General features: G+C 67.4%; 19 protein-coding genes. 11 read left to right on the top strand and 8 right to left on the bottom strand.

The window, feature by feature from the left end; translation table 11 throughout:
- Positions 1-2 precede the first annotated feature (2 nt).
- Together BLV60_RS13720 and BLV60_RS13715 are read right to left on the bottom strand one after the other, a co-directional pair.
- Complete coding sequence (locus tag BLV60_RS13720; protein WP_093055298.1) at positions 3-818, bottom strand: carbon-nitrogen hydrolase family protein; 816 nt, start codon at positions 816-818, stop codon at positions 3-5.
- Positions 815-4,990 (bottom strand): YhdP family protein, encoded by a 4,176-nt coding sequence (locus BLV60_RS13715; protein WP_093055296.1) that lies wholly within the window; start codon positions 4,988-4,990, stop codon positions 815-817. Before BLV60_RS13715 ends, BLV60_RS13720 begins: the two co-directional genes overlap by 4 nt.
- A 25-nt stretch (positions 4,991-5,015) precedes the next feature.
- Between BLV60_RS13715 and glnE the strand changes: the two genes are divergently transcribed.
- Positions 5,016-7,811, top strand: coding sequence for a bifunctional [glutamate--ammonia ligase]-adenylyl-L-tyrosine phosphorylase/[glutamate--ammonia-ligase] adenylyltransferase (gene glnE / locus BLV60_RS13710; RefSeq protein ID WP_093055294.1), 2,796 nt, complete (start codon positions 5,016-5,018; stop codon positions 7,809-7,811).
- Positions 7,804-8,961 carry a septal ring lytic transglycosylase RlpA family protein gene (locus BLV60_RS13705; RefSeq protein ID WP_093055292.1) on the top strand — a complete coding sequence of 386 codons (1,158 nt, stop codon included), beginning with the start codon at positions 7,804-7,806 and terminating at the stop codon, positions 8,959-8,961. Before glnE ends, BLV60_RS13705 begins: the two co-directional genes overlap by 8 nt.
- A gap of 6 nt (positions 8,962-8,967) precedes the next feature.
- On the opposite strand, the gene BLV60_RS13700 is transcribed toward BLV60_RS13705, so the two are convergent.
- From BLV60_RS13700 to BLV60_RS13690, 3 genes are all read right to left on the bottom strand, one after another.
- Positions 8,968-9,429 carry a carboxymuconolactone decarboxylase family protein gene (locus BLV60_RS13700; RefSeq protein WP_093055290.1) on the bottom strand — a complete coding sequence of 154 codons (462 nt, stop codon included), beginning with the start codon at positions 9,427-9,429 and terminating at the stop codon, positions 8,968-8,970.
- An 86-nt stretch (positions 9,430-9,515) separates the two neighbouring features.
- Positions 9,516-10,397, bottom strand: coding sequence for an RNA polymerase sigma-70 factor (locus BLV60_RS13695; protein WP_093055288.1), 882 nt, complete (start codon positions 10,395-10,397; stop codon positions 9,516-9,518).
- 80 nt (positions 10,398-10,477) lie between these two features.
- Complete coding sequence (locus BLV60_RS13690) at positions 10,478-11,335, bottom strand: ferritin family protein (RefSeq protein WP_093055286.1); 858 nt, start codon at positions 11,333-11,335, stop codon at positions 10,478-10,480.
- A 129-nt stretch (positions 11,336-11,464) separates the two neighbouring features.
- Here BLV60_RS13690 and BLV60_RS13685 point away from each other — a divergent pair, with 129 nt between their 5' ends.
- The 4 genes from BLV60_RS13685 (at position 11,465) to BLV60_RS13670 (ending at position 15,727) form a co-directional block, all read left to right on the top strand.
- Positions 11,465-12,079, top strand: a complete 615-nt coding sequence (locus BLV60_RS13685; RefSeq protein ID WP_093055284.1) for a glutathione peroxidase — start codon at positions 11,465-11,467, stop codon at positions 12,077-12,079.
- A gap of 293 nt (positions 12,080-12,372) precedes the next feature.
- The gene (locus BLV60_RS13680; protein ID WP_093055281.1) at positions 12,373-13,719 is read left to right on the top strand and encodes an NAD(P)/FAD-dependent oxidoreductase; all 1,347 of its coding nucleotides are present in this window, start codon (positions 12,373-12,375) and stop codon (positions 13,717-13,719) included.
- On the top strand, positions 13,716-14,516 hold the full coding sequence (locus tag BLV60_RS13675; RefSeq protein ID WP_093055279.1) for a DUF1365 domain-containing protein: 801 nt from the start codon (positions 13,716-13,718) through the stop codon (positions 14,514-14,516). Before BLV60_RS13680 ends, BLV60_RS13675 begins: the two co-directional genes overlap by 4 nt.
- Positions 14,513-15,727: an SAM-dependent methyltransferase gene (locus BLV60_RS13670; protein WP_093055277.1), complete on the top strand. Its 1,215-nt coding sequence runs from the start codon at positions 14,513-14,515 to the stop codon at positions 15,725-15,727. The genes BLV60_RS13675 and BLV60_RS13670 overlap by 4 nt, the downstream gene beginning before the upstream one ends.
- A gap of 44 nt (positions 15,728-15,771) precedes the next feature.
- Here the strand turns inward: BLV60_RS13670 and BLV60_RS13665 are convergent, their stop codons facing one another.
- Positions 15,772-16,383 (bottom strand): glutathione S-transferase N-terminal domain-containing protein, encoded by a 612-nt coding sequence (locus tag BLV60_RS13665; protein WP_093055275.1) that lies wholly within the window; start codon positions 16,381-16,383, stop codon positions 15,772-15,774.
- A 130-nt stretch (positions 16,384-16,513) separates the two neighbouring features.
- On the opposite strand from BLV60_RS13665, the gene purB reads away from it, so the two are divergent.
- Complete coding sequence (purB, locus tag BLV60_RS13660) at positions 16,514-17,893, top strand: adenylosuccinate lyase (RefSeq protein WP_093055273.1); 1,380 nt, start codon at positions 16,514-16,516, stop codon at positions 17,891-17,893.
- The gene (locus BLV60_RS13655) at positions 17,893-18,453 is read left to right on the top strand and encodes a YaeQ family protein (RefSeq protein WP_093055271.1); all 561 of its coding nucleotides are present in this window, start codon (positions 17,893-17,895) and stop codon (positions 18,451-18,453) included. The genes purB and BLV60_RS13655 overlap by 1 nt, the downstream gene beginning before the upstream one ends.
- A 10-nt stretch (positions 18,454-18,463) precedes the next feature.
- Here BLV60_RS13655 and BLV60_RS13650 read toward each other — a convergent pair whose 3' ends face one another.
- The gene (locus BLV60_RS13650; protein ID WP_093055269.1) at positions 18,464-18,769 is read right to left on the bottom strand and encodes a putative signal transducing protein; all 306 of its coding nucleotides are present in this window, start codon (positions 18,767-18,769) and stop codon (positions 18,464-18,466) included.
- A gap of 2 nt (positions 18,770-18,771) precedes the next feature.
- Complete coding sequence (locus tag BLV60_RS13645) at positions 18,772-19,242, bottom strand: DUF3717 domain-containing protein (RefSeq protein WP_093055267.1); 471 nt, start codon at positions 19,240-19,242, stop codon at positions 18,772-18,774.
- A gap of 491 nt (positions 19,243-19,733) precedes the next feature.
- On the opposite strand from BLV60_RS13645, the gene BLV60_RS13640 reads away from it, so the two are divergent.
- The 3 genes from BLV60_RS13640 to BLV60_RS13630 all read left to right on the top strand — a co-directional run bounded on the left by BLV60_RS13640 (position 19,734) and on the right by BLV60_RS13630 (position 21,460).
- Positions 19,734-20,483, top strand: coding sequence for a TerC family protein (locus tag BLV60_RS13640; RefSeq protein ID WP_093055265.1), 750 nt, complete (start codon positions 19,734-19,736; stop codon positions 20,481-20,483).
- Between the two features lie 70 nt (positions 20,484-20,553).
- Positions 20,554-21,018: a hypothetical protein gene (locus BLV60_RS13635; protein WP_093055263.1), complete on the top strand. Its 465-nt coding sequence runs from the start codon at positions 20,554-20,556 to the stop codon at positions 21,016-21,018.
- 88 nt (positions 21,019-21,106) lie between these two features.
- A complete protein-coding gene (locus tag BLV60_RS13630) occupies positions 21,107-21,460 on the top strand; it encodes a phage holin family protein (protein ID WP_093055261.1) in 354 nt (117 codons plus the stop codon).
- The last annotated feature ends 2 nt before the right edge of the window (positions 21,461-21,462 follow it).

The following is a 21,462-nucleotide window of genomic DNA, read 5'->3' as shown; positions in this document are numbered from 1 at the left end:
CGCTAGAGAACGCAGTGCGAGAGCACGGGCAGCTGGGTTCGCGTGCGCTCGACCTGCGCAGCGTCGATGTCGAACAGCACCACGCCCTCTTCAGTGGCCTGCTGCGCCACCACCGTGCCCCAGGGGTCGATCACCAGCGACTGGCCCCAGGTGTGGCGACCGTTCTCGTGCGTGCCACCCTGCGCGGGCGCAACCACCCAGGCCAGGTTCTCGATGGCGCGGGCGCGCAGCAGCACCTCCCAGTGCGCGGCGCCGGTGGTGCGCGTGAAGGCGCTGGGCACCAGCAGCAGGTCGGCGCCCTGTTTGGCGAGCGCGCGGTACAGCTCGGGAAAGCGCAGGTCGTAGCACACGCTCATGCCCACGCGCCAGCTGTGGCCGTCTCGCGAGGGCAGGTCGAACACCACTGGCTCCTTGCCCGGCGCGATGACGCGGCGCTCGTCGTAGCGCTCGGTGCCGTTGTCGAAGAAAAAGAGATGGATCTTGTCGTAGCGCGCCACGCACCGGCCTTCGGGCGAGAAGGCCAGCGAGCTGTTGAACACGTGCTCGGCGTCGGTGCTCTCGATGGGCAGCGTGCCGCCGACGATCCACAGGCCGAACTCGCGCGCCGCGTCGGCCAGGAAGCCCTGCACCGCACCCGCGCCGGCGGTCTCGCGCAGGCCGAGCTTGTCGGTGTCTCGCGCGCCCATCATGCAGAAGTACTCGGGCAGCACGGCCAGTTCGGCACCGGCCGCAGCAGCCTGCGCGAGCAGGTCGTGGGCGCGCGCCAGATTGGCTTCGCGGGCGATGGCCGACACCATCTGGATGGCTGCGACTTTCATTGCGTGATCTCCGTTTTCTTGCCTTCGTCTGCTGTCGACGAGCCCGGCAGGCCGGGGATGTTCGGAATGCTCTGGGGCAACAGCTGCAGGGTGCGCGGCACCTTCGCTATTTTGGGGTCGGCCCAGGTGCCCTCGACGTGGAACTCCTGCGTGGCCGCCGCCGCGAGCGGCTTGCTCAGCACCCATTGGGCCAGGAATGTGCCCAGGCCGATGGCGGGGTTGATGGCGGTGGCCACGAGCGCGGCCGTGCCGGCATTGATCTCGGGCACCACCACCACGCGCAGGTTCTGCGTCTCGCGCACGATGTCGGCCGAGCCGTCCATCAGCGCGGCGGCGTTGACGCCCTTCATCTGCAGGTTGTTGGTGCTGGCGATGCCCTTGTTGATCTTCGCGTCGCCGCGGATGAAGTCGAAGGCGAAGCCCTGGCTGAAGACGTCGCGGAAGTCGAGCGTGAGCCGCCTCGGCAGCGCCTGCAGGCTCAGCACGCCGAGCAGCTTGGCCAGGCCCGGGTCGGCCTTGAGGAACTGGCCTTGCTCCACGTCGACCTGCAGTTGCCCGCCCAGGCTCGGGTAGTCGAGCGAGAACGGCGAGCCGCGCCAGTTGACGTCGCCTTCGAGCCGCCCGCGGCCGCGCGCAAGCACGCCCGGCATGCCGAAGCGCGTGAGCAGTTCGCCGGCATCGGCGATGTCGAGCTTGAAGGTCATGGCGGTGCGGCGCTGGCCGGCCGCGGCGCCGGGCACGGCTGCCCAACTGCCCTTGGCCGCGAAGCTGGCCTCGGGCATGGTGAAGACCAGCTTGTTGAGCGCCCATTCGCGGCCCGCGCCGCCGCGGTTGACGGCGTCGATCTCGGCGCGGCCGAGGCGCTTGCCGAGCAGCTCGAAGTCGTCGATCACGATGTCCAGGGCCGGCAGGGTGCCGGGCTGCTCGTCGAGCAGGGCCTCGACCTGCGTGGCCTCGGCCGGCGCGATCTTCAGCCGCGCAAGCCGCGCGTAGAGGCGCCCGGCCTGCGTGTGGCGGTATTCGGCGTAGCCGCTGAGTTCGGTGGCGTCGATGTTGGCGCGCCAGACGGCGCCCTCGCGCGTGCCGCCGAGCACCACGTTGTGCAGCGTGCGGCCCGCAATGCCGAGCTGCTGCGCGCGCACTGCGATGCGCGTGGGCAGGTAGGCCTGCGACGGATCGTCGGCCCGCTCCGCGGCCTCGGTGCCGGTGCTGGCGGCGTCGCCGATCAGCGCCTGCCATGCGGCCATGTCGAGCTTGGCGACGTTGACGTTCGCAAACACGCCCTTGTCGGGCAGGCTGGCCGTCTCGCCCTGCGCGAGGCCGACGCCGATGCTGCCGCGCTGCACGCGCGCCTCGTTGCCGACGAGATCGCGCACGTACTGGACGGCGCCGACGCGGCCAAGGTCGAGCGAGAGCTGGTCCTGCGTGGCAACGCTCGTGCCCTGGCGGGTTTCGCGCGCGAGCACCTTCTTCTCGATGCGTAGCGGCATCTGCTCTTCGGCGGTCTTCACGAGCGGCAGCGGCAGTTGCAGCGCCAGGCCCTGCAGGCTGCTGGTGAGCGAGAACTCGGGTGTGCCGTCGCGCACCGAGAAGGTGGCTGCGTAGGGCGTGCTGCCGGTCGAGTTCTTCGCGAGGCGAGCGAGCCAGTCGATCTCGCGCGCGCCGCGCAGGCCCTCGGCGGTGGCCGTGCCCTGCGCCTTCAGGGCGACTTCGCGGTTGGGGCCGCTGAAGCGGCCCTTGCCCTCGACACGGATGTCCCCGCCCAGCAGCCTGGCCTGCACGCCGGCCAGCGAGAAGCCGGTTTCGGTGAAGCTGACCGTGCCCTTGGCCTGCGTGAACGAAGGCGCCTCGGGCACGACCTGCAGTTCGTTGTCGGCCAGCACGACCGAGGCCTGCACTTTTGCGTTCTCCATGGCCGCAAGGGGCAGCTCGAGGTGCAGCTTGTAGTCGGCCGAGCCGGTGGCGCGCGCGGTGCGCATGATCTCGCCGGTTTCGCCGGCCAGCGGCGCGCCCGCTCGCAGCACCTCGCCGAGCGGGCCCTTGGCCTGTACATCGACGCGCAGCACTTGCGCGTGGTGCGACAGCTCGGGGATCTGCGCTTCGCCCTTGGTCACCTCCACGCCGGTGGCGCCGACCAGGCGACCGCGCGCGTTGCGCACCAGCATGCCGTCGCGCTCGAACACCAGCTCACCCGAAAGGCCGGTGAGCGGGGGCCACACCGGGGCGGGCACGCCGTTGCGCGACGGCGCCGCGATGGACGGCGGCGCGTAGGCGTAGTTGACGTCCGCAACCTTGGCCGCGATACGGAAGTCGCCCTGCTTCGGGTCCTTGAACGGCATGTCGTGCAGGTCGCCGCGCACGCGGAAGTCGACGCTGCTGGCAACGCCCTTGGTGACGGCTTCGCGCACGTAGTCGCGCGTGTGCTGGGGAATGTCGAGCGGCAGGTAGCGGAACACGCGCGTGCCGTCGGCGCGAGTCAGCTTGCCCTGCAGGTCGAGCACGCCGGGAAAGCGGGCCTTGCTGCTCGATGTGGCCGGGTCGCTGGTGCGCCAGCTGGCCTGGGCGTCGCCCTCGGCGTCGGCGTTGGCGAAGCTCAGCTTCGACATCTGCAGCTGCGCGTTGCCGTTGTCGAGCTTCCATTGCAGTTGGGTCGAGAGCCGGTCGATGGGAATGACAGGCTCCTCGAACACGCCCGGGAATTCGAGCGTGCCCTTTGCAATGGCGAGCGTGGCGGTGCCGCCGGTGTGGGTGGCGTCGAAGTCGATCGTGGCGCCGCTCAGGCCGGGGGTGCCCGCATGGACCCTGGGCGGGGTGGCCGCAGCGGTGGTCGCCGACGGTGCCGAGGCCGCCGCTGCGGGCGGGCCCGCAGCCTCATCCGCCGCGCCGGGCTGCGAGGCGATGCGCAGGCCGCTGACGCGGCCCTTGGCCTGGTAGCGGCTGGGCGCGCCCAGCGAGCCCTGCCAGTTCAGGTCGACGTGCTCGACGAGGCCGCGCGGCGCATAGGCGTCGAGCACGCGGTGCGTGGCGTCGCCCAGCGGCAGCCGGTCGGCGATGAGGGCGAGCGCGGCCAGGTCGAGGCGGTCGGCGCGCAGCGCGCCGTGCTCGGGCGTGCGGCCCCTGTTCGGCGTGTGCTGCAGCCACAGGTTGCCACCGGGCCAGCGCAGGCCGTCGCTGGTGTCGAACTGCAGCGCAGTGGTCGAGAACTCGAGCGTTTCCTCGGAGAGCCGCCCCGCGAGACGACCGGTGACGGCGTTCAGCACCAGCGGCGGCAGGCCCTTGTCGAGCGAGACGTCGACCTTGTCGAGCCCCAGGTCGACCGCGCCGCCGACGACCTGGCCGTCGTCGACGTCGGCCCACAGGCGCAGCGCGCCGTTGCCCTGGCGAATGCGGGCGTCGAGCGAGACGTACTGGCCGAGCCGGGTGACGTCGATGTAGGGCAGGTCGGCATAGAGCTGGCCGTCCCAGGTCTGCCAGTGACCGCTGCGCATCGACAGCAGCGGCTGGCGGAACTGGCCGCGAAGGGTGAAGCGCTGGCCCCAGCCGGCCGGCGGCGTGGCGTCGAGCCGCAGGCCATGGCGCCGGGCGCTGTTGCGCGCGACGAAACGCACGTCGGTCAGCAGCAGGGGTTCGGCCTGGCGCTGCTCGTCGGTCCAGCGCACGGTGCCGCCTTCGATGACCAGCTCGCGCTGGGCGAAAAACCAGTCGGCACCGCGGGTCTCTCCGGTCGTATCGGTCGCCATGTGCAATCCAGCCACATGGAGTTTTCCCTGAGTGTCGCGGCGCACGTCGAGCTCCGGACCCTCTACGTAGAGCTGCTCGAAGTTGAGCCGCCAGAGCGAGCGCGGCGACACGCTGGCCACCACGCGCACGAGGCGCAGCGCCTCTCGCTTGTCTGCATCCTGCAGCACCACGTCGCGCAGTTCGAAGGCCGGGAAAAGCCCTTCGGAGCGGGCGGTGATCGATCCGATGCGTACCGGCACGCCGATGGCCTTGCTAGCCTGTGCCTCCAGTGCGCCGCGAAAATCGCCGATTCGCGGCACAATCCACGCGTGTAGGACAACGACTGACAGCGCCAGCAGAAGCCATGCAGCGATCAACAGACCCAGCAGCCAGCGCGCCGTCACAGCGGTGATTTTGAGCAGACGTGAAGGGGTAGACGCCGTGTCGTTCATTGAGGATCGCGCTGTGTCGGGAATTATGACCGCCAGCATTCAGAGGGGTTCCACGGAAACCAGCATCAGTGTGAACCAGTTGCCAGCCACTTCGACGCGCAGCGCGCTCTCTTCTTACTCACGCTTCGTGCAGCGCCTGCGTCGCAGGTATGCGGCCGAGCTTTCATTGCTTCCCCCTGGTGCGCCGCGGCGCGAGTCGATGACGGTGGCTTACGAGGCATTGCGCCAACGTGGGGACAGCGTTGGCGATGCACTGCGAATTGTGCGGCAGCTTGTGATGGAGCGGCTTGTAACGCTTGATTGCGACGAGCAGGCGCCGCTGGCCGTGGTGACCACCGCCGTCACCGAGCTGGCCGAACTGGCACTCGATATTGCGTGCCAGGACGCATGCCACGAACTCGACGCAGTGCACGGCGCCCCTCTCGGCCCCGAAGGCCAGCGCGCTCAGCTGTGGATCGTCGGCATGGGCAAGCTCGGCGCGCGCGAGCTCAACGTGTCGAGCGACATCGACCTGATCTATCTCTACGACGTGGACGGCGAGACCAAGGGCGACGCCGACGGGCGCGGCCGGCTGGCCAACCAGGAGTACTTTGCGCGCGCCGTGAAGCGCATCTATGCGCTGGTGGGCGACACCACCGAGCACGGCTTCGTGTTCCGCGTCGACCTGGCTCTGCGGCCCAACGGCAACTCGGGCCCGAGCGTGGTCTCGCTCGATGCGCTTGAAGAGTATTTCCAGGTGCAGGGCCGCGAATGGGAGCGCTTTGCCTGGATGAAGAGCCGGGTGGTGGCTCCGCGCGACATCGTGCTCGCGGGCCAGGCCCAGGGATTGCGCGGCGCGGTGCTCCCTTTTGTGTTCCGTCGCTATCTCGACTACAGCGTGTTCGATTCGCTGCGCGTGCTGCACCGGCAGATCCGCGAGCAGTCGGCGCGCCGCAGCGCCGGGCGGCCCGAGCGCGCGAACGACGTGAAGCTGTCGCGCGGCGGCATCCGCGAGATCGAGTTCACCGTGCAGCTGCTGCAGGTGGTGCGCGGCGGCCAGTTTCCCGAGCTGCGCACGCGGCCCACGCTCGATGCGCTGCAGCGCCTGGCGCGCGCCAACCTCATGCCACAGGAAACGGCCGATGCTCTGGCCGCGGCCTATGAGTTTTTGCGCCGCGTGGAGCACCGTATTCAATACCTCGACGACCAGCAGACCCATGTGCTACCGGTGTCCGACGACGATCTGCGCTGGATCGCCCAGACCCTGGACTATCCCGAGTGCTGCCCTTTCCTGGCGCAGCTCGACACGCACCGCGAGTTCGTCGCGCAGGAGTTCGACAAGCTGCTCGGCGGCGAGAAGCCCTGCAACGGCAAGTGCAGCGGCAAGAAGACCGCCGCGCCCGCCGATCTGGCCGACCTGCTCGACGACCTGCCCCCGGTGTTTGCCGAGCGCATCCGCGACTGGTGCGAACAGCCCCGCGTGCTGGCCCTGCGCGAAGAAACACGCGGGCGGCTGCGCCAGCTGGTGCAGCGCACCGGCCAGTGGCTCAAGGAGCCCGATGGCGATGGCGCCGGGCAGACGCCGCGCCACGTCGATGCCGCGATGCGCTGGGCCGACTGGATCGAGCCGCTGATGCGCCGCGAGAGCTATCTCGCGCTGCTGGTCGAACGACCGGCCGTGCAGGAACGCCTGCTGCGCCTGCTGGGTGCGGCCAAGTGGCCCGCGCGCTACCTGATGCAGCACCCAGGCGTGATCGACGAACTGGCGAGCGACGAAATGCTGTCGGGCCGCTTCGTCGCCGCCGAGTTCGAGCGCGAGCTCGAAGCGCGCCACGCATCGCTCACCCGCACCGGCGAGGCCGACGAAGAGCGCCTTCTGAACCTGCTGCGCCACGCGCACCACGCCGAGGTGTTCCGCACGTTGGCTCGCGACGTGGACGGCCGCATCACCGTCGAGCAGGTGGCCGACGACCTGAGCGCACTGGCCGACACCACGCTGCGCGTGACCGCCCGCTGGTGCTGGCCGCACGTGCGCAACCGGCACCGCGAGGTGCCGCAGTTCGCGATCATCGGCTACGGCAAGTTGGGAGGAAAAGAGTTGGGCTACGGCAGCGACCTCGACATCGTGTTCGTCTACGACGATGACGACGAGCGCGCCGGCGAAGTTTATGCAGCCTATGTGCGCAAGCTCATCAACTGGCTCACGGTGAAGACGCGCGAGGGCGACCTGTTCGAGATCGACACCGCCCTGCGGCCCAACGGCAACTCGGGCCTGCTCACCACCAGCTTCGAGGCCTACGAGAAATACCAGCTCGGCCGCGGCAGCAACACCGCGTGGACCTGGGAGCACCAAGCCATGACGCGCGCGCGCTTCGTGCTCGGCAGCGAAGACCACGGCGCCGAACTGGGCGCGCGCTTCGACCAGGTGCGCGAGGCCGTGCTCGTGTCGCCGCGCGACCGCGAGGCGCTGAAGGCCGAGATCATCGCGATGCGCGAGAAGCTGCGCGGCGCGCGGCCGGTGAAGGCCGATCGCTTCGACGTGAAGCACAGCCCCGGCGGCATGGTCGATGCCGAGTTCGCGGTGCAGTTTCTGGTGCTGTCGTCGTCGGGCAAGCATCCCGAGCTGATTCCGAACGTGGGCAACATCGCGCTGCTGCTGCGCGCCGAACTGGCGGGGCTGCTGCCCGAAGGCGTGGGCCGCAGCGCGGCGCGGGCTTATCGCGAGCTGCGCCGCGTGCAGCATCGCGCACGCCTGAACGAAGAACCGACGCAGGTCACCCCGCCCGCACTGGCCCCTGAGCGCGAGGCCATGCTGGCGCTCTGGAAGGCGGTATTTGGCTGACGGCGCTCGCTCCTCCGCCGCCACCGCGCTGGCTGCGTGCGCGGTGGCTGTCGCCGTCCTTCTGGCCGGTTGCGCGAGCGGTCCGCGCAGCGGGAGCGGTGTGGCCAGCGGCCGCGACGGGCCGGGCACCAACATTCCGCCGGACCTCGCCAACGTGCCCGATGCCGAACCCCGCATCGAGCCCATCCGCACCAGCGGCGGCACCAGCAAGCCGTACACAGTGCTGGGTCGCGGCTATGCGCCGCTCACCGACGATCGGCCGTTCCGCGAGTCGGGACTGGCCTCTTGGTATGGCCGCAAGTTCCACGCGGCGTCGACCTCGAGTGGCGAGCCCTACGACATGTACGCCATGACGGCCGCGCACAAGACGCTGCCGCTGCCGAGCTATGTGCGCGTGCGCAACCCGGCCAACGGGCGCGAGGTGATCGTGCGCGTGAACGACCGCGGCCCGTTCGTGGACGGCCGCGTCATCGACCTGAGCTACACGGCCGCGCTCAAGCTCGACCTGCTACGCGGCGTCGCGCCGGTAGAGATCGAGCGGATCACGAACGAGGACATCCGCACGGGCGCATGGCGGCGGGATTCGGGGACGGCGTATGCGGCGGCTGAAGCGCCTGCTCCCGTGCGCGCAGCGCCGGTGCGTGTGGCGAGCGCGCAGCAGGTGCGGGTGCCGGCCGAATGGGTGGCGCCGGTCGCGACGGTGAATGACGACCTGCCGCCACCGGCATCGACGATGCCCGTCACGCCGCAGACGCCGATGGCCGCGGCGCTGCCGCCAGGTACCGAGCCGGAGTCGGCACAGTCGCCGCCGTCCATTCCACCGACCCGGCAGGCCATCGTGGTGAGCGACCTGGCCCCGCTGCAGGCGGCGCCTGCGTCACAGCCACCTGCCGGCGCTGCACAGCCCTTGGCGCTGCCGGGCTTCTGGGTGCAACTCGGCGCCTTTCGCGAACGCGACGGTGCACAGAGCCTGCTGAACCAGGCCGCGCGTGGGCTGCCTTCGCTGGCGCCGCAGCTGCATGTGTTCAGCGAAGCCGGTACGCACCGGCTGCAGGCCGGGCCTTTTGCCTCGCGCAATGCGGCCGGCGAAGCGGTCGCGCAGTTGCGCGAGAGCCTGCGCATCTCGCCGATGGTGGTGGAGCGCAGGTAAGCCCGTTCAGGCCAACGGCTTGACCGCGACCGGCACGCGCATGCCGACGTTGAGGCGGTTCCAGGTGTTGATCTGCGCGATTGCCACGGTGAGTTCTGCAATTTCCACGTCGCTGAAATTGGCCTTCAGCGCGGCGAATTCTGCTTCGCGTTCGTCATGGTCGTCGGCCAGGCGCGTGAGCGATTCGGCCCAGGCCAGCGCAGCGCGTTCGCGCTCGTTGAAGAAGCTCACCTCGCGCCAGGTGGGCAGGCTGTTGATGCGCTGCCACTCCTCGCCCTGCTTGCGCAGGTCGCGCACGTGCATGTCGAGGCAGTAGGCGCAACCGTTGATCTGCGAGACGCGGGCGAAGACGAAGTCGACCAGTGTCTTGCCGAGCGTGCTCGACTCGATGGTGGTGTTGACGGCGAGGATGGCCTCGAAGGACTTCGGGACGAGCTTGAACCAGTTCAGGCGTGCGGTGGTGTTCATGGGTTTCTCCAGGTGGGTTGCGATGAAATCTGCTTGCTACCCACTGAAGACGGGCGAGCCATGCGCCCTGTGACACGCCGCGCGAACTATTTCGAAGAAAAAAGCTGTGCGATGCGCGCCAGCTTGTCGGGGTTGCGCTGCGCGCGGATGCGCACGATGCGGTCGTTCTCGATTTCGAAGGTCTGGGCCGATTCGAGTTCGCCGTCGAGAAAACGCAGCATGCCCGGCTCGCCGTTGATATCGACCATTTCCATGCGCACCGCCGGCCCCATGCGGCGCCACAGCGAGTAGTACAGCTGCGCCAGGCGCTGGCTGCCGCGCAGGATCTTGCTGAAGGTCTGCACCTTGCCTCCACCGTCGCCGATGAGTTCGACGTCCTCGGCCATCAACGCCTTCAGGTCCTGCAGGCTGCCGCGCGCGGCGGCGTCGGCAAAGGCGCGCAACAGGCGCTCGTGGGTTTCGCGCGGCACGGTGAAGCGCGGGCGCCCTTCCTGCACCTGGACCTTGGCGCGGTGCACGAGCTGGCGGCAGGCGGCCTCGCTCTTGCCGAGGGTGCGGGCGACTTCTTCGTAGTCGGCGTCGAACACCTCGCGCAGCAGGAAGGCGGCGCGGGCCTCGGGGGCGAGGCGCTCCAGCACGGCGAGGAAGGCAACGGAGATGTTGTCGGCGCGCTCCAGCAGTTGCTCGGGCGTGTCGGGCGCCTCGGTCAGCATGGGCTCGGGCATCCAGGCGCCGATGTAATGCTCGCGCTGGACCTTGGCGGCGCGCAGCCGGTCGATCGACAGGCGCGTGACCACGGTCACGAGCCAGGCTTCGGCGCTGTCGAAGGTGTCCTTGGCGGCTTCATGCCAACGTAGCCAGGCGTCCTGCACGACCTCTTCTGCCTCGGCCATGGAGCCGAGCATGCGGTAGGCGATGCCCTGCAGGCGAGGGCGGTGGCGGTCGAAGGTGAGGGTGGCGTCGTCCATGGGAGCTAGACGGCTGGCGTCCCCGGTTTGTGACACGGGTCCTTCAAGAAAGAACGCCCCGGCGTGCGGGGCGTTTTTCTTTATGCGCCCTGGTATTCGGGCTTGGGACCCAGGGTGGCCGCCAGTTCCTTGCGGTAGCGGTTCAGTTCCTGGACCGTCTTGAAGCTGCGGTTCATCAGCAGGCTCAGGTTGTGCAGGATGCGCTCGCCAACCTTGGTTTCCCAGACGGCATCGAACTTGATCTGCTTGTCGAGCCAGTGCTCCAGCCAGTCCGGATCGGGCATGCGGCTCTGGATGGTGTCGCGCGGGAAGTGCGCCTTGCTGACGTGCAGGTTGGTCGGGTGCAGGGCCTGCGCCGTGCGCCGCGCGCTGGCCATCAGGACGCCGACCTTGGTGAACGCGGCACGGGCCTCGTCACCGAACTTTTCCATCGCGCGCTTCATGTAGCGCAGGTAGGCGCCGCCGTGACGGGCTTCGTCCTGGCTCAGCGTGGTGTAGATGTGCTTGATGACCGGCTCGGTGTGCCACTGGGCGGCACGGCGGTACCAGTGGTTGAGGCGGATTTCGCCGCAGAAATGCAGCATGAGGGTTTCGAGCGGCGGGGCCGGGTCGAAGTCGAAGCGCACTTCGTGCAGCTCTTCTTCGGTGGGGGCGTGCTTGGGGCTGAAGCGCTTCAGGTACTCCATGAGTACCAGCGAGTGCTTCTGCTCTTCGAAGAACCAGATCGACATGAAAGCGGAAAAATCGCTATCGTGGCGGTTGTCGCGCAGGAACATCTCGGTGGCCGGCAACGCCGCCCACTCGGTGATGGCATTCATCTTGATGGTTTGCGCCTGCTCTTCCGACAGCAAGGAAGCGTCGAACGACTGCCAGGGAATGTCCTTGTCCATGTCCCAGCGGACGGATTCGAGTTGTCTGAAGAGTTCCGGATAGAGCATCAATGTCTTTCTATGGCCGCCGATTTTAGTCGGCCAGTTTGGCGCGACCATGACAGACGCGCGATGATGCGAATACGTGCGCCGTTGCGGCACGGATGCACACCCCCCTTTTTGACCCAGGAGCCCGCCATGCGAACCCTCTTCCGATTGTCGACGCTCTGGCGCTGCGCCCCCGCGATTTCCCTCGTGGCGAGCCTCTTTTCGACCCTTCCCGCCCACGCCCAGACGGCGTCCGCCGCGCCCGCTCCGGCAGAGGCCGCAGGATGCCCGGCAATCCTGCAACACACCTTCCCGCGGCTGCAGGATGAAAAACCCCAGTCTTTGTGCCAGTACTCCGGCAAGGTGGTTCTGGTGGTCAATACGGCCAGCTTCTGCGGATTCACTCCGCAATACAAGGGGCTGGAGTCGCTGGACATGAAATACCGCTCGCGCGGGCTCGTGGTGCTGGGCTTCCCATCGAACGATTTCTCCCAGGAATCGGGCTCCAACAAGGAAATTGCCGACTTCTGCGAAAGCACCTTCGGCGTGAAATTCCCGATGTTCGCCAAGTCGTCGGTGCGCGGCACCGAGGCGAACCCGCTGTTCAAGCAGCTCGCGCAGGCCTCCGGCACCACGCCGAAGTGGAACTTCTACAAGTACCTGATCGGGCGCGACGGCAAGGTCGTGCAAGCGTGGTCGAGCATGACGGCGCCCGATGAAAACGGCTTTGTGAACGTCATCGAGAAGCAACTCGGGTCAAATTGAGACTGAGCAGTTCACAAGAAAACGAATCGGTAATATTATTTACCGATGCGTCTAAATCATCGTGAACTCGGCGTCACAAACGTTTACCAAACGCGCGGGAACCGTGCCGCGGATGTCGCGCTCCTAACTTGCGTGGGCAGTGATTGCCCAGCAGTTTTCATGTTGCGAGGTCTTCCGGGCGCCTGCCGTCTGGTCGAAATCCCGAGGCGATTCTTCTCCTCCTCCCTCCCTCCCTCCTTCGCGTCGGGGCGCCTCGCAGCATTTTTGTCTTCCAGCCGGGCTGGGGTTTCGCGATGACGCGGCCCCCTCGCATCGCCGTCATCGGCGCCGGCATCTCAGGATTGGCCGCAGCGCATTCGCTGCGCGACGCGGCCGCCGTCACCCTCTATGAAGCCAGTGACTACTTCGGTGGCCACGCCCATACGGCAACGATCGAGCTTCCACGCTCCTCCACCGACACCACCCGGGTCGCCCATGGCGTCGACACCGGTTTCCTGGTCTACAACGACCGCACCTACCCGAACCTGATCCGTCTTTTTGCCGAACTCGGCGTCGAGACGGCTGCTTCCGACATGTCGTTCTCGGTCCAGGCCGCGCGCGACAACAGCGGCGGCCGGCTGGAGTGGAGCGGCAACAGCCTCGGCACCGTGTTCGCGCAGCGGCGCAACCTGTTCGACCGCCGCTTCCTGGGAATGCTCGGCGACCTGCTGCGCTTCAACCGCCTGACCACGCGCATCGCCGAGGCCGGCACCGAGGGAGAAATGGCCCAGCCGCTGGGCGAATTTCTCGACGCCCACCGCTTCGGCGCGGCGTTTCGCGAGTGGTATTTCCTGCCGATGATGGGCTGCATCTGGAGCTGCTCGACCACGCGGATGCTGAGGTTCCCGGTCGCGACCATGATCCGCTTCTGCCACAACCACGGCCTGATCCAGATCGCCAACCGGCCGCAGTGGCGCACCGTGCGCGGCGGCTCGCGCCACTACGTCGAGAAGATCGTCGCGGGCCTGCCCGACAAGCGCCTGAACACGTCCGTGCGCGGCATCACCCGCAGCGACGCCGGGGTGCTGGTGGCCACCGACGCGGGCGTCGAGCGCTTCGACCACGTCGTGCTGGCCACGCACTCCGACCAGTCGCTCGCCATGCTGGGCGATGCGAGCCCCGCCGAGGCTGCGGTGCTGGACGCGATCCGCTACCAGTCGAACCATGCCGTGCTGCACACCGATGCCTCGGTGCTGCCGCAGTGCCGCGCGGCCTGGGCCGCCTGGAACTACGAGCGCGCCGACTACGAACGAGCCGGCGAGCGCGAATCGGGCCGTGTCTGCCTGCACTACCTGCTGAACAAGCTGCAGCCGCTGCCCTGGGAACAACCGGTCGTCGTTTCGTTGAATCCGGTGCGCGAAATCCAGCGTAGTCAGGTCATGGCCGAATACGACTACGACCACCCGGTGCTCGACCTTGCCGCGATCCGCGCGCAGGCCGAGGTGCCCGCCCTGCAAGGCCAGCGCAACACCTGGTTCGCGGGCGCGTGGATGGGCTACGGCTTCCATGAAGACGGCCTGAAGGCCGGCCTGACCGTGGCCGAGGGCCTGCGCGCGCGGCTGTCCTCTGGCAACGACGCGATCGCGAGGCTTGCAGCATGACACCCACGCAGGCCGCGCCGCTGATGGGCTTCGGCGAAGTCCGCCACACACGCCTGCGCCCTGCGCGCAACGCCTTCGTCTATCCGACCTACTTCCTGATGCTGCCGATGCGCGCCCTGCGCGAGCACGGCAGCAAAGCCGTGGCACTCAACCGCGCGGCCGCCATCTCTTTTCACGACGTCGATCACGGCGACGGCCGACCGCCCGAGCAAGGCGGCGCGCTGGCCTGGCTCGACGACCTGCTGGCCGCCCACCAGATCCACGACGCCGGCGGCGAAGCCTGGCTGCACTGCTATCCGCGCGTGTTCGGCTACACCTTCAAGCCGGTGAGCTTCTGGTACTGCCACACGCCCGAAGGCGTGCTGCGGGCCATCGTGGTCGAGGTCAACAACACCTTCGGCGAGCGCCATTGCTACCTGCTGGACCGCCCGGTGTACGGCAAAGAACTCCAGGCGACGAAAGCCTTCCACGTCTCGCCGTTCTGCAGCGTCCATGGCAGCTACCGCTTCCGCTTCTTCGTCGATGCCGGCCGCGCACGTACGGTGGTGCGCATCGACCACGACGACACCGACGGCCCGCTGCTGCAGACCAGCGTGAGCGGCGACCTCGGTCCCATGACCGCGGCCAGCGTGCGCCGTGCGCTGTGGCGCTACCCGGCCATGACCTTCGGGCTGATCGCGCGCATCCACTGGCAGGCCGCGAAGCTGTGGGTCAAGCGCGTGCCCTTGGTCGCCAGGCCGGCGCCGCCCACGCACTTCGTTTCACGCGACAACCAGCAGCAGCAGGTGAATCCATGACGTCCACAACAACCGCGTCCCGCTTCTCGCTGCCCCAGGGCGCGCCCGCCGCCGCGCGCACCGTACTCGGCCTGCTGCAGCGGCTGGCCCATGGCTCGCTCACCGTGCGCCTGCCCGACGACTCGGTGCGGCACTTCGGCGCCACGCCGGGCAGCGGCCCCACGGCCTCGCTCACGCTGCGCAACTGGAACGCCTGCAAGGCCGCGCTCAAGTCAGGCGACATCGGCTTTGCCGAGAGCTACATCTCCGGCGACTGGACCACGCCCAACCTGACCGAGCTGATCAAGGTGTTCATCGCCAACCGCCGCGCCATCGAAGACGTGGTGTACGGCAGCTGGCCCGGCCGCCTGCTGTACCGCGTGCGGCACCTCATGAACCGCAACAGCAAGGCCGGCAGCTCGCGCAACATCCACGCGCACTACGACCTGGGCAACGCGTTCTACAAACTCTGGCTCGACGAGACGATGAACTACTCGTCGGCCTGGTTCGATGGCGACCTGTCCAAGCCGATGCCCGAGGCGCAGCGCGCCAAGGTGCGCCGCGCGCTCGAACTGGCGGCCGTGCAACCCGGCGACCGCGTGCTCGAGATCGGCTGCGGCTGGGGCGCGCTGGCCGAGATGGCGGCGACGGACTTCGGCGCCTCGGTGACGGGCGTGACGCTGTCGACCGAGCAGCTCGCCTACGCCCGCGAGCGCACCGCCGGACTGGTCACCGACCTGCGCCTGCAGGACTACCGCGACATCGCCGACGCCCCCTTCGACGCGGTGTGCTCCATCGAAATGGTGGAAGCCGTGGGCCGCGCGTACTGGCCGACCTACTTCCAGAGCGTGAGCCGGCTGCTCAAGCCGGGCGGCCGCGCCTGCGTGCAGAGCATCGTGATCGACGATCTGCTGTTCGACCGCTACATCGACTCGACCGACTTCATCCAGCAGTACATCTTCCCGGGCGGCTGCCTGCCGTGCCCGCGCGAGTTCCGCCGCGAGGCCGAGGCCGCGGGGCTGGAGGTGGTGGACGAATTCGCCTTCGGCGCCGACTACGCCGAGACGCTGCGCCGCTGGCGCGAGAGCTTCCTCGGGCAACGCGGCCGCATCCTGCAGCTGGGTTTCGACGAGCGCTTCATGCGTATCTGGGAGTTCTACCTGGCCTACTGCGAGGCCGCGTTCTCGCAGGCGAACATCGACGTGGTGCAGTACACGCTGCGCAAGCGCTGAAAAGAAAAAGGCGCCGCGTGGCGCCTTTCTTCAGGGCTCGTTTCTCAGGGCTTGGTGTCGATGAAGCTGGGCCGCAGCATCAGCTTGTCGAACAGCTTCGCGAGGTTGCCGTGGTCCCCGCGCCAGTCGATTTCAGGGAAGCGCAGGTCCAGCCAGCCCAGCGTGCAGCCCACTGCGATGTCTGAAAGGCTCAGGTGGATGCCGCTGCAGAAGGGCTTGTCGCCCAGGCCCTTGGACATGGCGGCAACGCCGTCCTCGACCTTGGTGCGCTGGCGCTCGATCCAGGCCCCGCTGCGCTCGCCGTCGTTGCGGCCGGCCCAGGTGGCTTCCAGGCGCCAGAGCACGCCGGCGTCCATGACGCCATCGGCCAGCGCCTCCCAGGTCTTGACCTCGGCGCGCTCGCGGCCCTGCTGCGGAATCAGCTTGCCGACCGGCGACAGGGTGTCCAGGTATTCGACGATCACGCGGGAGTCGAACATCGCCTCACCGCCTTCCATGATCAGGCAGGGAACCTTGCCGAGCGGGTTGGAATTGGAGATCGTGGTGTCGGCAGCCCAGACGTCTTCGATCACGAACTGGTAATCGAGCCGCTTTTCGGCCAGCACCACGCGCACCTTGCGCACATAAGGGCTGGCGGCGGATCCGATCAGTTTCATGAAGGCTCTCTCCCTAGCTTTAATGACGTTTGTTAATAGTCATTTTAGGTGAACGGGAAAACCAGAGCCCCAAATCGACCCCAATGTGTCGGTACCGCCCCACGGACCGCCGGCCGCCTAAAATTCGGGCATGAGCTTTTCCACCGTTTCCGCCCTTTCCCCCCTTGATGGCCGTTACGCGGCCAAACTCGCGGCGTTGCGTCCGCTGATGAGCGAACAGGGCTATATGCACCGGCGCGTGCAAGTCGAGGTGGCGTGGTTCATTGCGCTGTCCGACTGCGGCTTCGCCGAATTCAAGCCCCTGACGGGCGGCGCCCGCAAGTACCTGCTGGGCCTGGTGTCGCACTTTTCCGAGGCCGACGCGCTGGCCATCAAGGAAATCGAGAAAACCACCAACCACGACGTGAAGGCGGTCGAATACTGGATCAAGTCCAAGTTCGAGGCCCGGCCCGAGCTGCTTGCGGCCGCCGAGTTCGTGCACTTCGCCTGCACCAGCGAGGACATCAACAACACCAGCCACGCCCTGCAGATCCAGGCCGCGCGCGACAAGGTGGTGCTGCCGGCCATCGACGGCCTGATCACCAAGCTGCGCGAGATGGCGCACCAGTTCGCCAACGTGTCGATGCTGTCGCGCACGCACGGCCAGACCGCCAGCCCGACCACGGTCGGCAAGGAAATCGCCAACGTCACGGTGCGCCTGTCGAAGGCCCGCGCGCAGATCGCCTCGGTGCAGCTGCTGGGCAAGATGAACGGCGCGGTCGGCAACTACAACGCCCACCTGGCCGCCTGGCCCGAGTTCGACTGGGAAGCCTTCAGCCGCAAGGTCATCGAGACGCCCGCGCCGCTGGGCCTGGGCCTGAGCTTCCAGCCGTACAGCATCCAGATCGAGCCGCACGACTACATGGCCGAGCTGTTCGACGCGGTGGCCCGTGCCAACACGATCCTGATCGACTTCTCGCGCGACATCTGGGGCTACGTGAGCCTGGGCTACTTCAAGCAGCGGTTGAAGAAGGGCGAGATCGGCTCCTCGACGATGCCGCACAAGGTCAACCCGATCGACTTCGAGAACGCCGAAGGCAACCTGGGCCTGGCCAACGCGGTGCTGCGCCACCTGAGCGAGAAGCTGCCCATCAGCCGCTGGCAGCGCGACCTGACCGACAGCACGGTGCTGCGCAACATCGGCGTGGCCTTCGGCTATGCCACTCTGGCCTACGCCAGCCTGGCCACCGGCCTGGGCAAGCTCGAACTCAACGAGGAAGCGCTGGCCGAAGACCTCGACGCCTCGTGGGAAGTGCTGGCCGAGCCGATCCAGACCGTGATGCGCCGCTTCGGCGTGCAGGGCGCCTACGAGCAACTGAAGGAAGTGACGCGCGGCAAGACCGTGACGGCCGAGGCGCTGCACGGGCTGATCCGCTCGCTGGAGATTCCGGAAGACGAAAAGGCCCGCCTGCTGGCGATGACGCCGGCCAGCTACGTCGGCAAGGCTGCCGAGCTGGCCAAGCGCATCTGATGGCCCTCAAGTCCACCATCTTCAAGGCCACCCTCGCGGTGGCCGACATCGACCACGGCTACTACGCCGACCATGCGCTGACCCTGGCGCGCCACCCGAGCGAAACCGACGAGCGGATGATGATCCGGCTGGTCGCGCTCGCGCTCAATGCGCACCAGCTGCAGGACATCTGCCAGGGCGACGGCACGCTGGCCTTCGGCGCTGGCCTGTCGAACGTTGACGAGCCCGACGTGTGGCTGCGCGACTTCACGGGCGAGGTCAAGATCTGGATCGAGGTCGGCCAGCCGGAAGACAAGCCCATCATCAAGGCCTGCGGCAAGGCTGACGAGGTGATCGTCTACTGCTTCAACCACGCGGCAGAAATCTGGTGGCGCGGCATCGAGAACAAGCTCACGCGGCCGCAGAACCTGAAGGTCTATCGCGTGCCGACGAATGCCTCGCAGGCGCTGGCCGCGCTGGCGCAGCGCAGCATGCAGCTGCAGGCGACCATTCAGGAAAACACGCTGACGCTGGGCGACGGCGTCAACAGCATCGACGTGGAACTGCTTCGCTGGAAGTAATACCGCGCGGCTAGGCGGCCGGCATCATCTCGCCGCACTGCCAGCACTGCTCGAAGCCGCCTTCGACCTGCTCGCCGCACACGCACAGCCAGCTGCGCTGCGGGCGGTGCTGCAGCTCGTGCAGCAGCCTCCTGGCCAGATCGAACTGGGCCTCGTCGTCGATCCAGATCTCGGGCAGGCACTGGTCGGGCGGCAACTGGCCCATCACTGCACCGAGGAATTCGCGCTGCACGGTAGCGGCCACGCCCTCTTCGCGCAGCGCGTGCACCCACACGGTCGCGATCGCGAGGTTGGGGGCTTGCGCGAGGCGGCGCATGGTCAGGGGGCCCAGTTTTTCTCGTCGTCGGGATCGAGCTCAGGCTCGGCGGCGGACGGCGGCGGTTCCGCCTCGCGTGCCCGTTCGGCATAGCGGTTGAAGCGCCAGGCCGAGTCTTCCATCGTGATGCGGCGCCACGTGGCGCGCTTCTCGACGGGTGTCATGCCGGGCCAGAACTGCACCTCGTCGAAGGTGCGGCCGCAGCCCTTGCATTCGTCGTCGCCCTGGCTGGTGGAGCAGATCGCGATGCAGGGCGTGTCGGGCGTGCTCTCGTACCAGGCCATCCAGGCGGCCCAGGCCTTGGGCGGAAAGCCGACCTCGTCGACCTCGTCCTCGTGGTGAAAAACCATGAGCGCGTAGACCTCGGCCAGCGCGCGCAATTCGGGACCGAGCGTGACCCCGTCGGGCGACGGCGTCTTCTCGCGCCAGTGGTTGATGGCGGCCTCGATGTCGGTGATGTGTATGGCGGCCATGGAACGTGAAAAAGCAGCGGACGGCGATCATAGTCCGGCAATGTCCTGAAACGCCGAAGGGACAAGATTGCTATGAAAAACAGAGCGCCACACGCCCTATCCATCAGCATTTCCAAGGCGTTCTCTTTAAACCCGTGGAAACTTTCGATTGCAGCGCCGGGAGCTTCGATGCTCTAATCCGCCCCACGAAGGGGAGTAGCTCCCGACCGCTGTCCACGGCAGCGCGAATCGTCAGGTCGTCAATACGAAGCAAAACACTTCCGGCCTGCCGGACAACGTACGCGCACTCGCGCGAGCGCTGTCGAGCGAGACCTTCGATTTGAACCTGTGCAGGTTTGGTCGAAGCGTTCGCAAGCTCCCGGTGTCACCCCCGGACTTCATTCCTCGCTTTCGATCTTCCCCGCACGGGATGAATCGAAACGCATCGGCATGCGCCTTCCGTCGTCGCCCCTGAAGGGAGAGGCTGGGGCGCAAAGACAAAAGAGGAATCTATGGAAATGTTCATGACCCCGGAGTTCTGGGTCGCGGTCGGTCAGATCATCATGATCGACATCCTGCTGGGTGGCGACAACGCCGTCGTGATCGCGCTGGCCTGCCGCAAGCTGCCGCCGGCCCAACGCACCAAGGGCATTCTTTGGGGCACAGCGGGCGCCATCATCCTGCGCGTCATCCTGATCTTCTTTGCGCTCACGCTGCTGGCCATTCCGTTCCTGAAGCTGGTGGGCGCAATCCTGCTGCTGTGGATCGGCGTCAAGCTGCTGGCCCCTGAACACGACGACGCGCATGGCAACATCACCGGCAGCGACAAGCTGTGGGGCGCGGTCAAGACCGTGATCGTGGCCGACCTCGTGATGAGCGTCGACAACGTGATCGCCATTGCCGGTGCCGCGCAAGGCGCGGGCGACGGCCACCAGATGCCGCTCGTGATCTTCGGCTTGCTCGTGAGCATCCCGATCATCGTCTGGGGCAGCCAACTGGTCATCAAGCTGATGGACCGCTTCCCGATGATCATCACGCTGGGCGGCATGCTGCTCGGCTGGATCGCCGGCACGATGGCCGTGTCCGACCCCGCACTGGCAAACGCCGCCGCCTGGACCTGGGTGCCGAAGGTGCCGCAGACCGACGTGGTCAAGTACGCCGCCGGTATCGCCGGTGCGCTGCTGGTGCTGGCAATCGGCAAGTGGGTGGCTGCGCGCCACGCCCGCAACAAGCCTGAAGAACAGGCGGTGACGACCGGCTGAGCCGGCGTCGCTTTCGAGAAACTTCCTGTCCCACCTCGTCTCTCACTCTAACTACCTGAAGGAGCACGCCATGGAAAAGATCATTCTTTATGTCGACGACGTCACCTACGCCTGTGAGCAGTTCGCCGAACTTGCTCCGGACGCGAGCACCGTCGTGGCGCGCCATTGGGTGCTCGTGGCCTGCGCGCCGCGCATGACGCATCGCATCAGCAAGTGGGTGAGCCACAGCGCGCGCGAGAACTGGCGTGCCAAGTGGTTCAGCAAGGTGCAGGCGCAGATGCTGCCGCTGCTGGAGCGCAATGGCGGCCAGGTGACCCCGGTGCTGGCCAAGGGCCCGCTGACCGAACTGACGGCACAGCTCAAGCGCGAGCACTCGGCCGTCCACGTGGTCGATGCACGCCGCCCGAAGATCGGCGTCGACCTGGAGCCGGTAACGCCCGACCAGACACCGGCCCATCAATCGGGCTGGGCCTTTCCCGGCGCAGTGATGGGCATGGGCGCGCTGCTGGTGCTGGCGAACGAACTGGCCGAGTAAGGCAGGACGAGTCTCTCTGGACGAGCCCCGGTGCGGCAACGCACCGGGGCTCGTTGTTTTGTGGGCCCTGGGGTATCCTGAGCGCCCTATGCGCATCATCATCAAATGGCTGCTCAGCGCCGTGGCGCTGCTGGCGGTTGCCTATCTCTACAGCGGTGTCCAGGTCAACAGCTTCGGCTCCGCGCTGATCGCGGCCGCGGTGATCGGCCTGCTCAACATGGTCGTGCGGCCGGTGCTGGTGGTGCTGACGCTGCCGGTCACCATCGTCACGCTCGGGCTGTTCCTGTTCATCATCAACGCGCTGCTGTTCTGGGCCGCGTCGGGGCTGCTGAGCGGCTTTCACGTCAGCGGCTTCCTGGCCGCGCTGATCGGCTCGCTGCTGTATTCGCTGCTGGGGCTGCTGATCGAGTCCGCGCTGGGCGGGCTGCTGTCCAAGCGCTGAAT

This window comes from Variovorax sp. YR634 (assembly GCF_900106655.1).
In the GTDB taxonomy this organism is placed as follows: domain Bacteria; phylum Pseudomonadota; class Gammaproteobacteria; order Burkholderiales; family Burkholderiaceae_C; genus Variovorax.
Note: the sequence above shows the minus strand (reverse complement) of the source record. Positions and strands in the feature narration are given on the sequence as shown.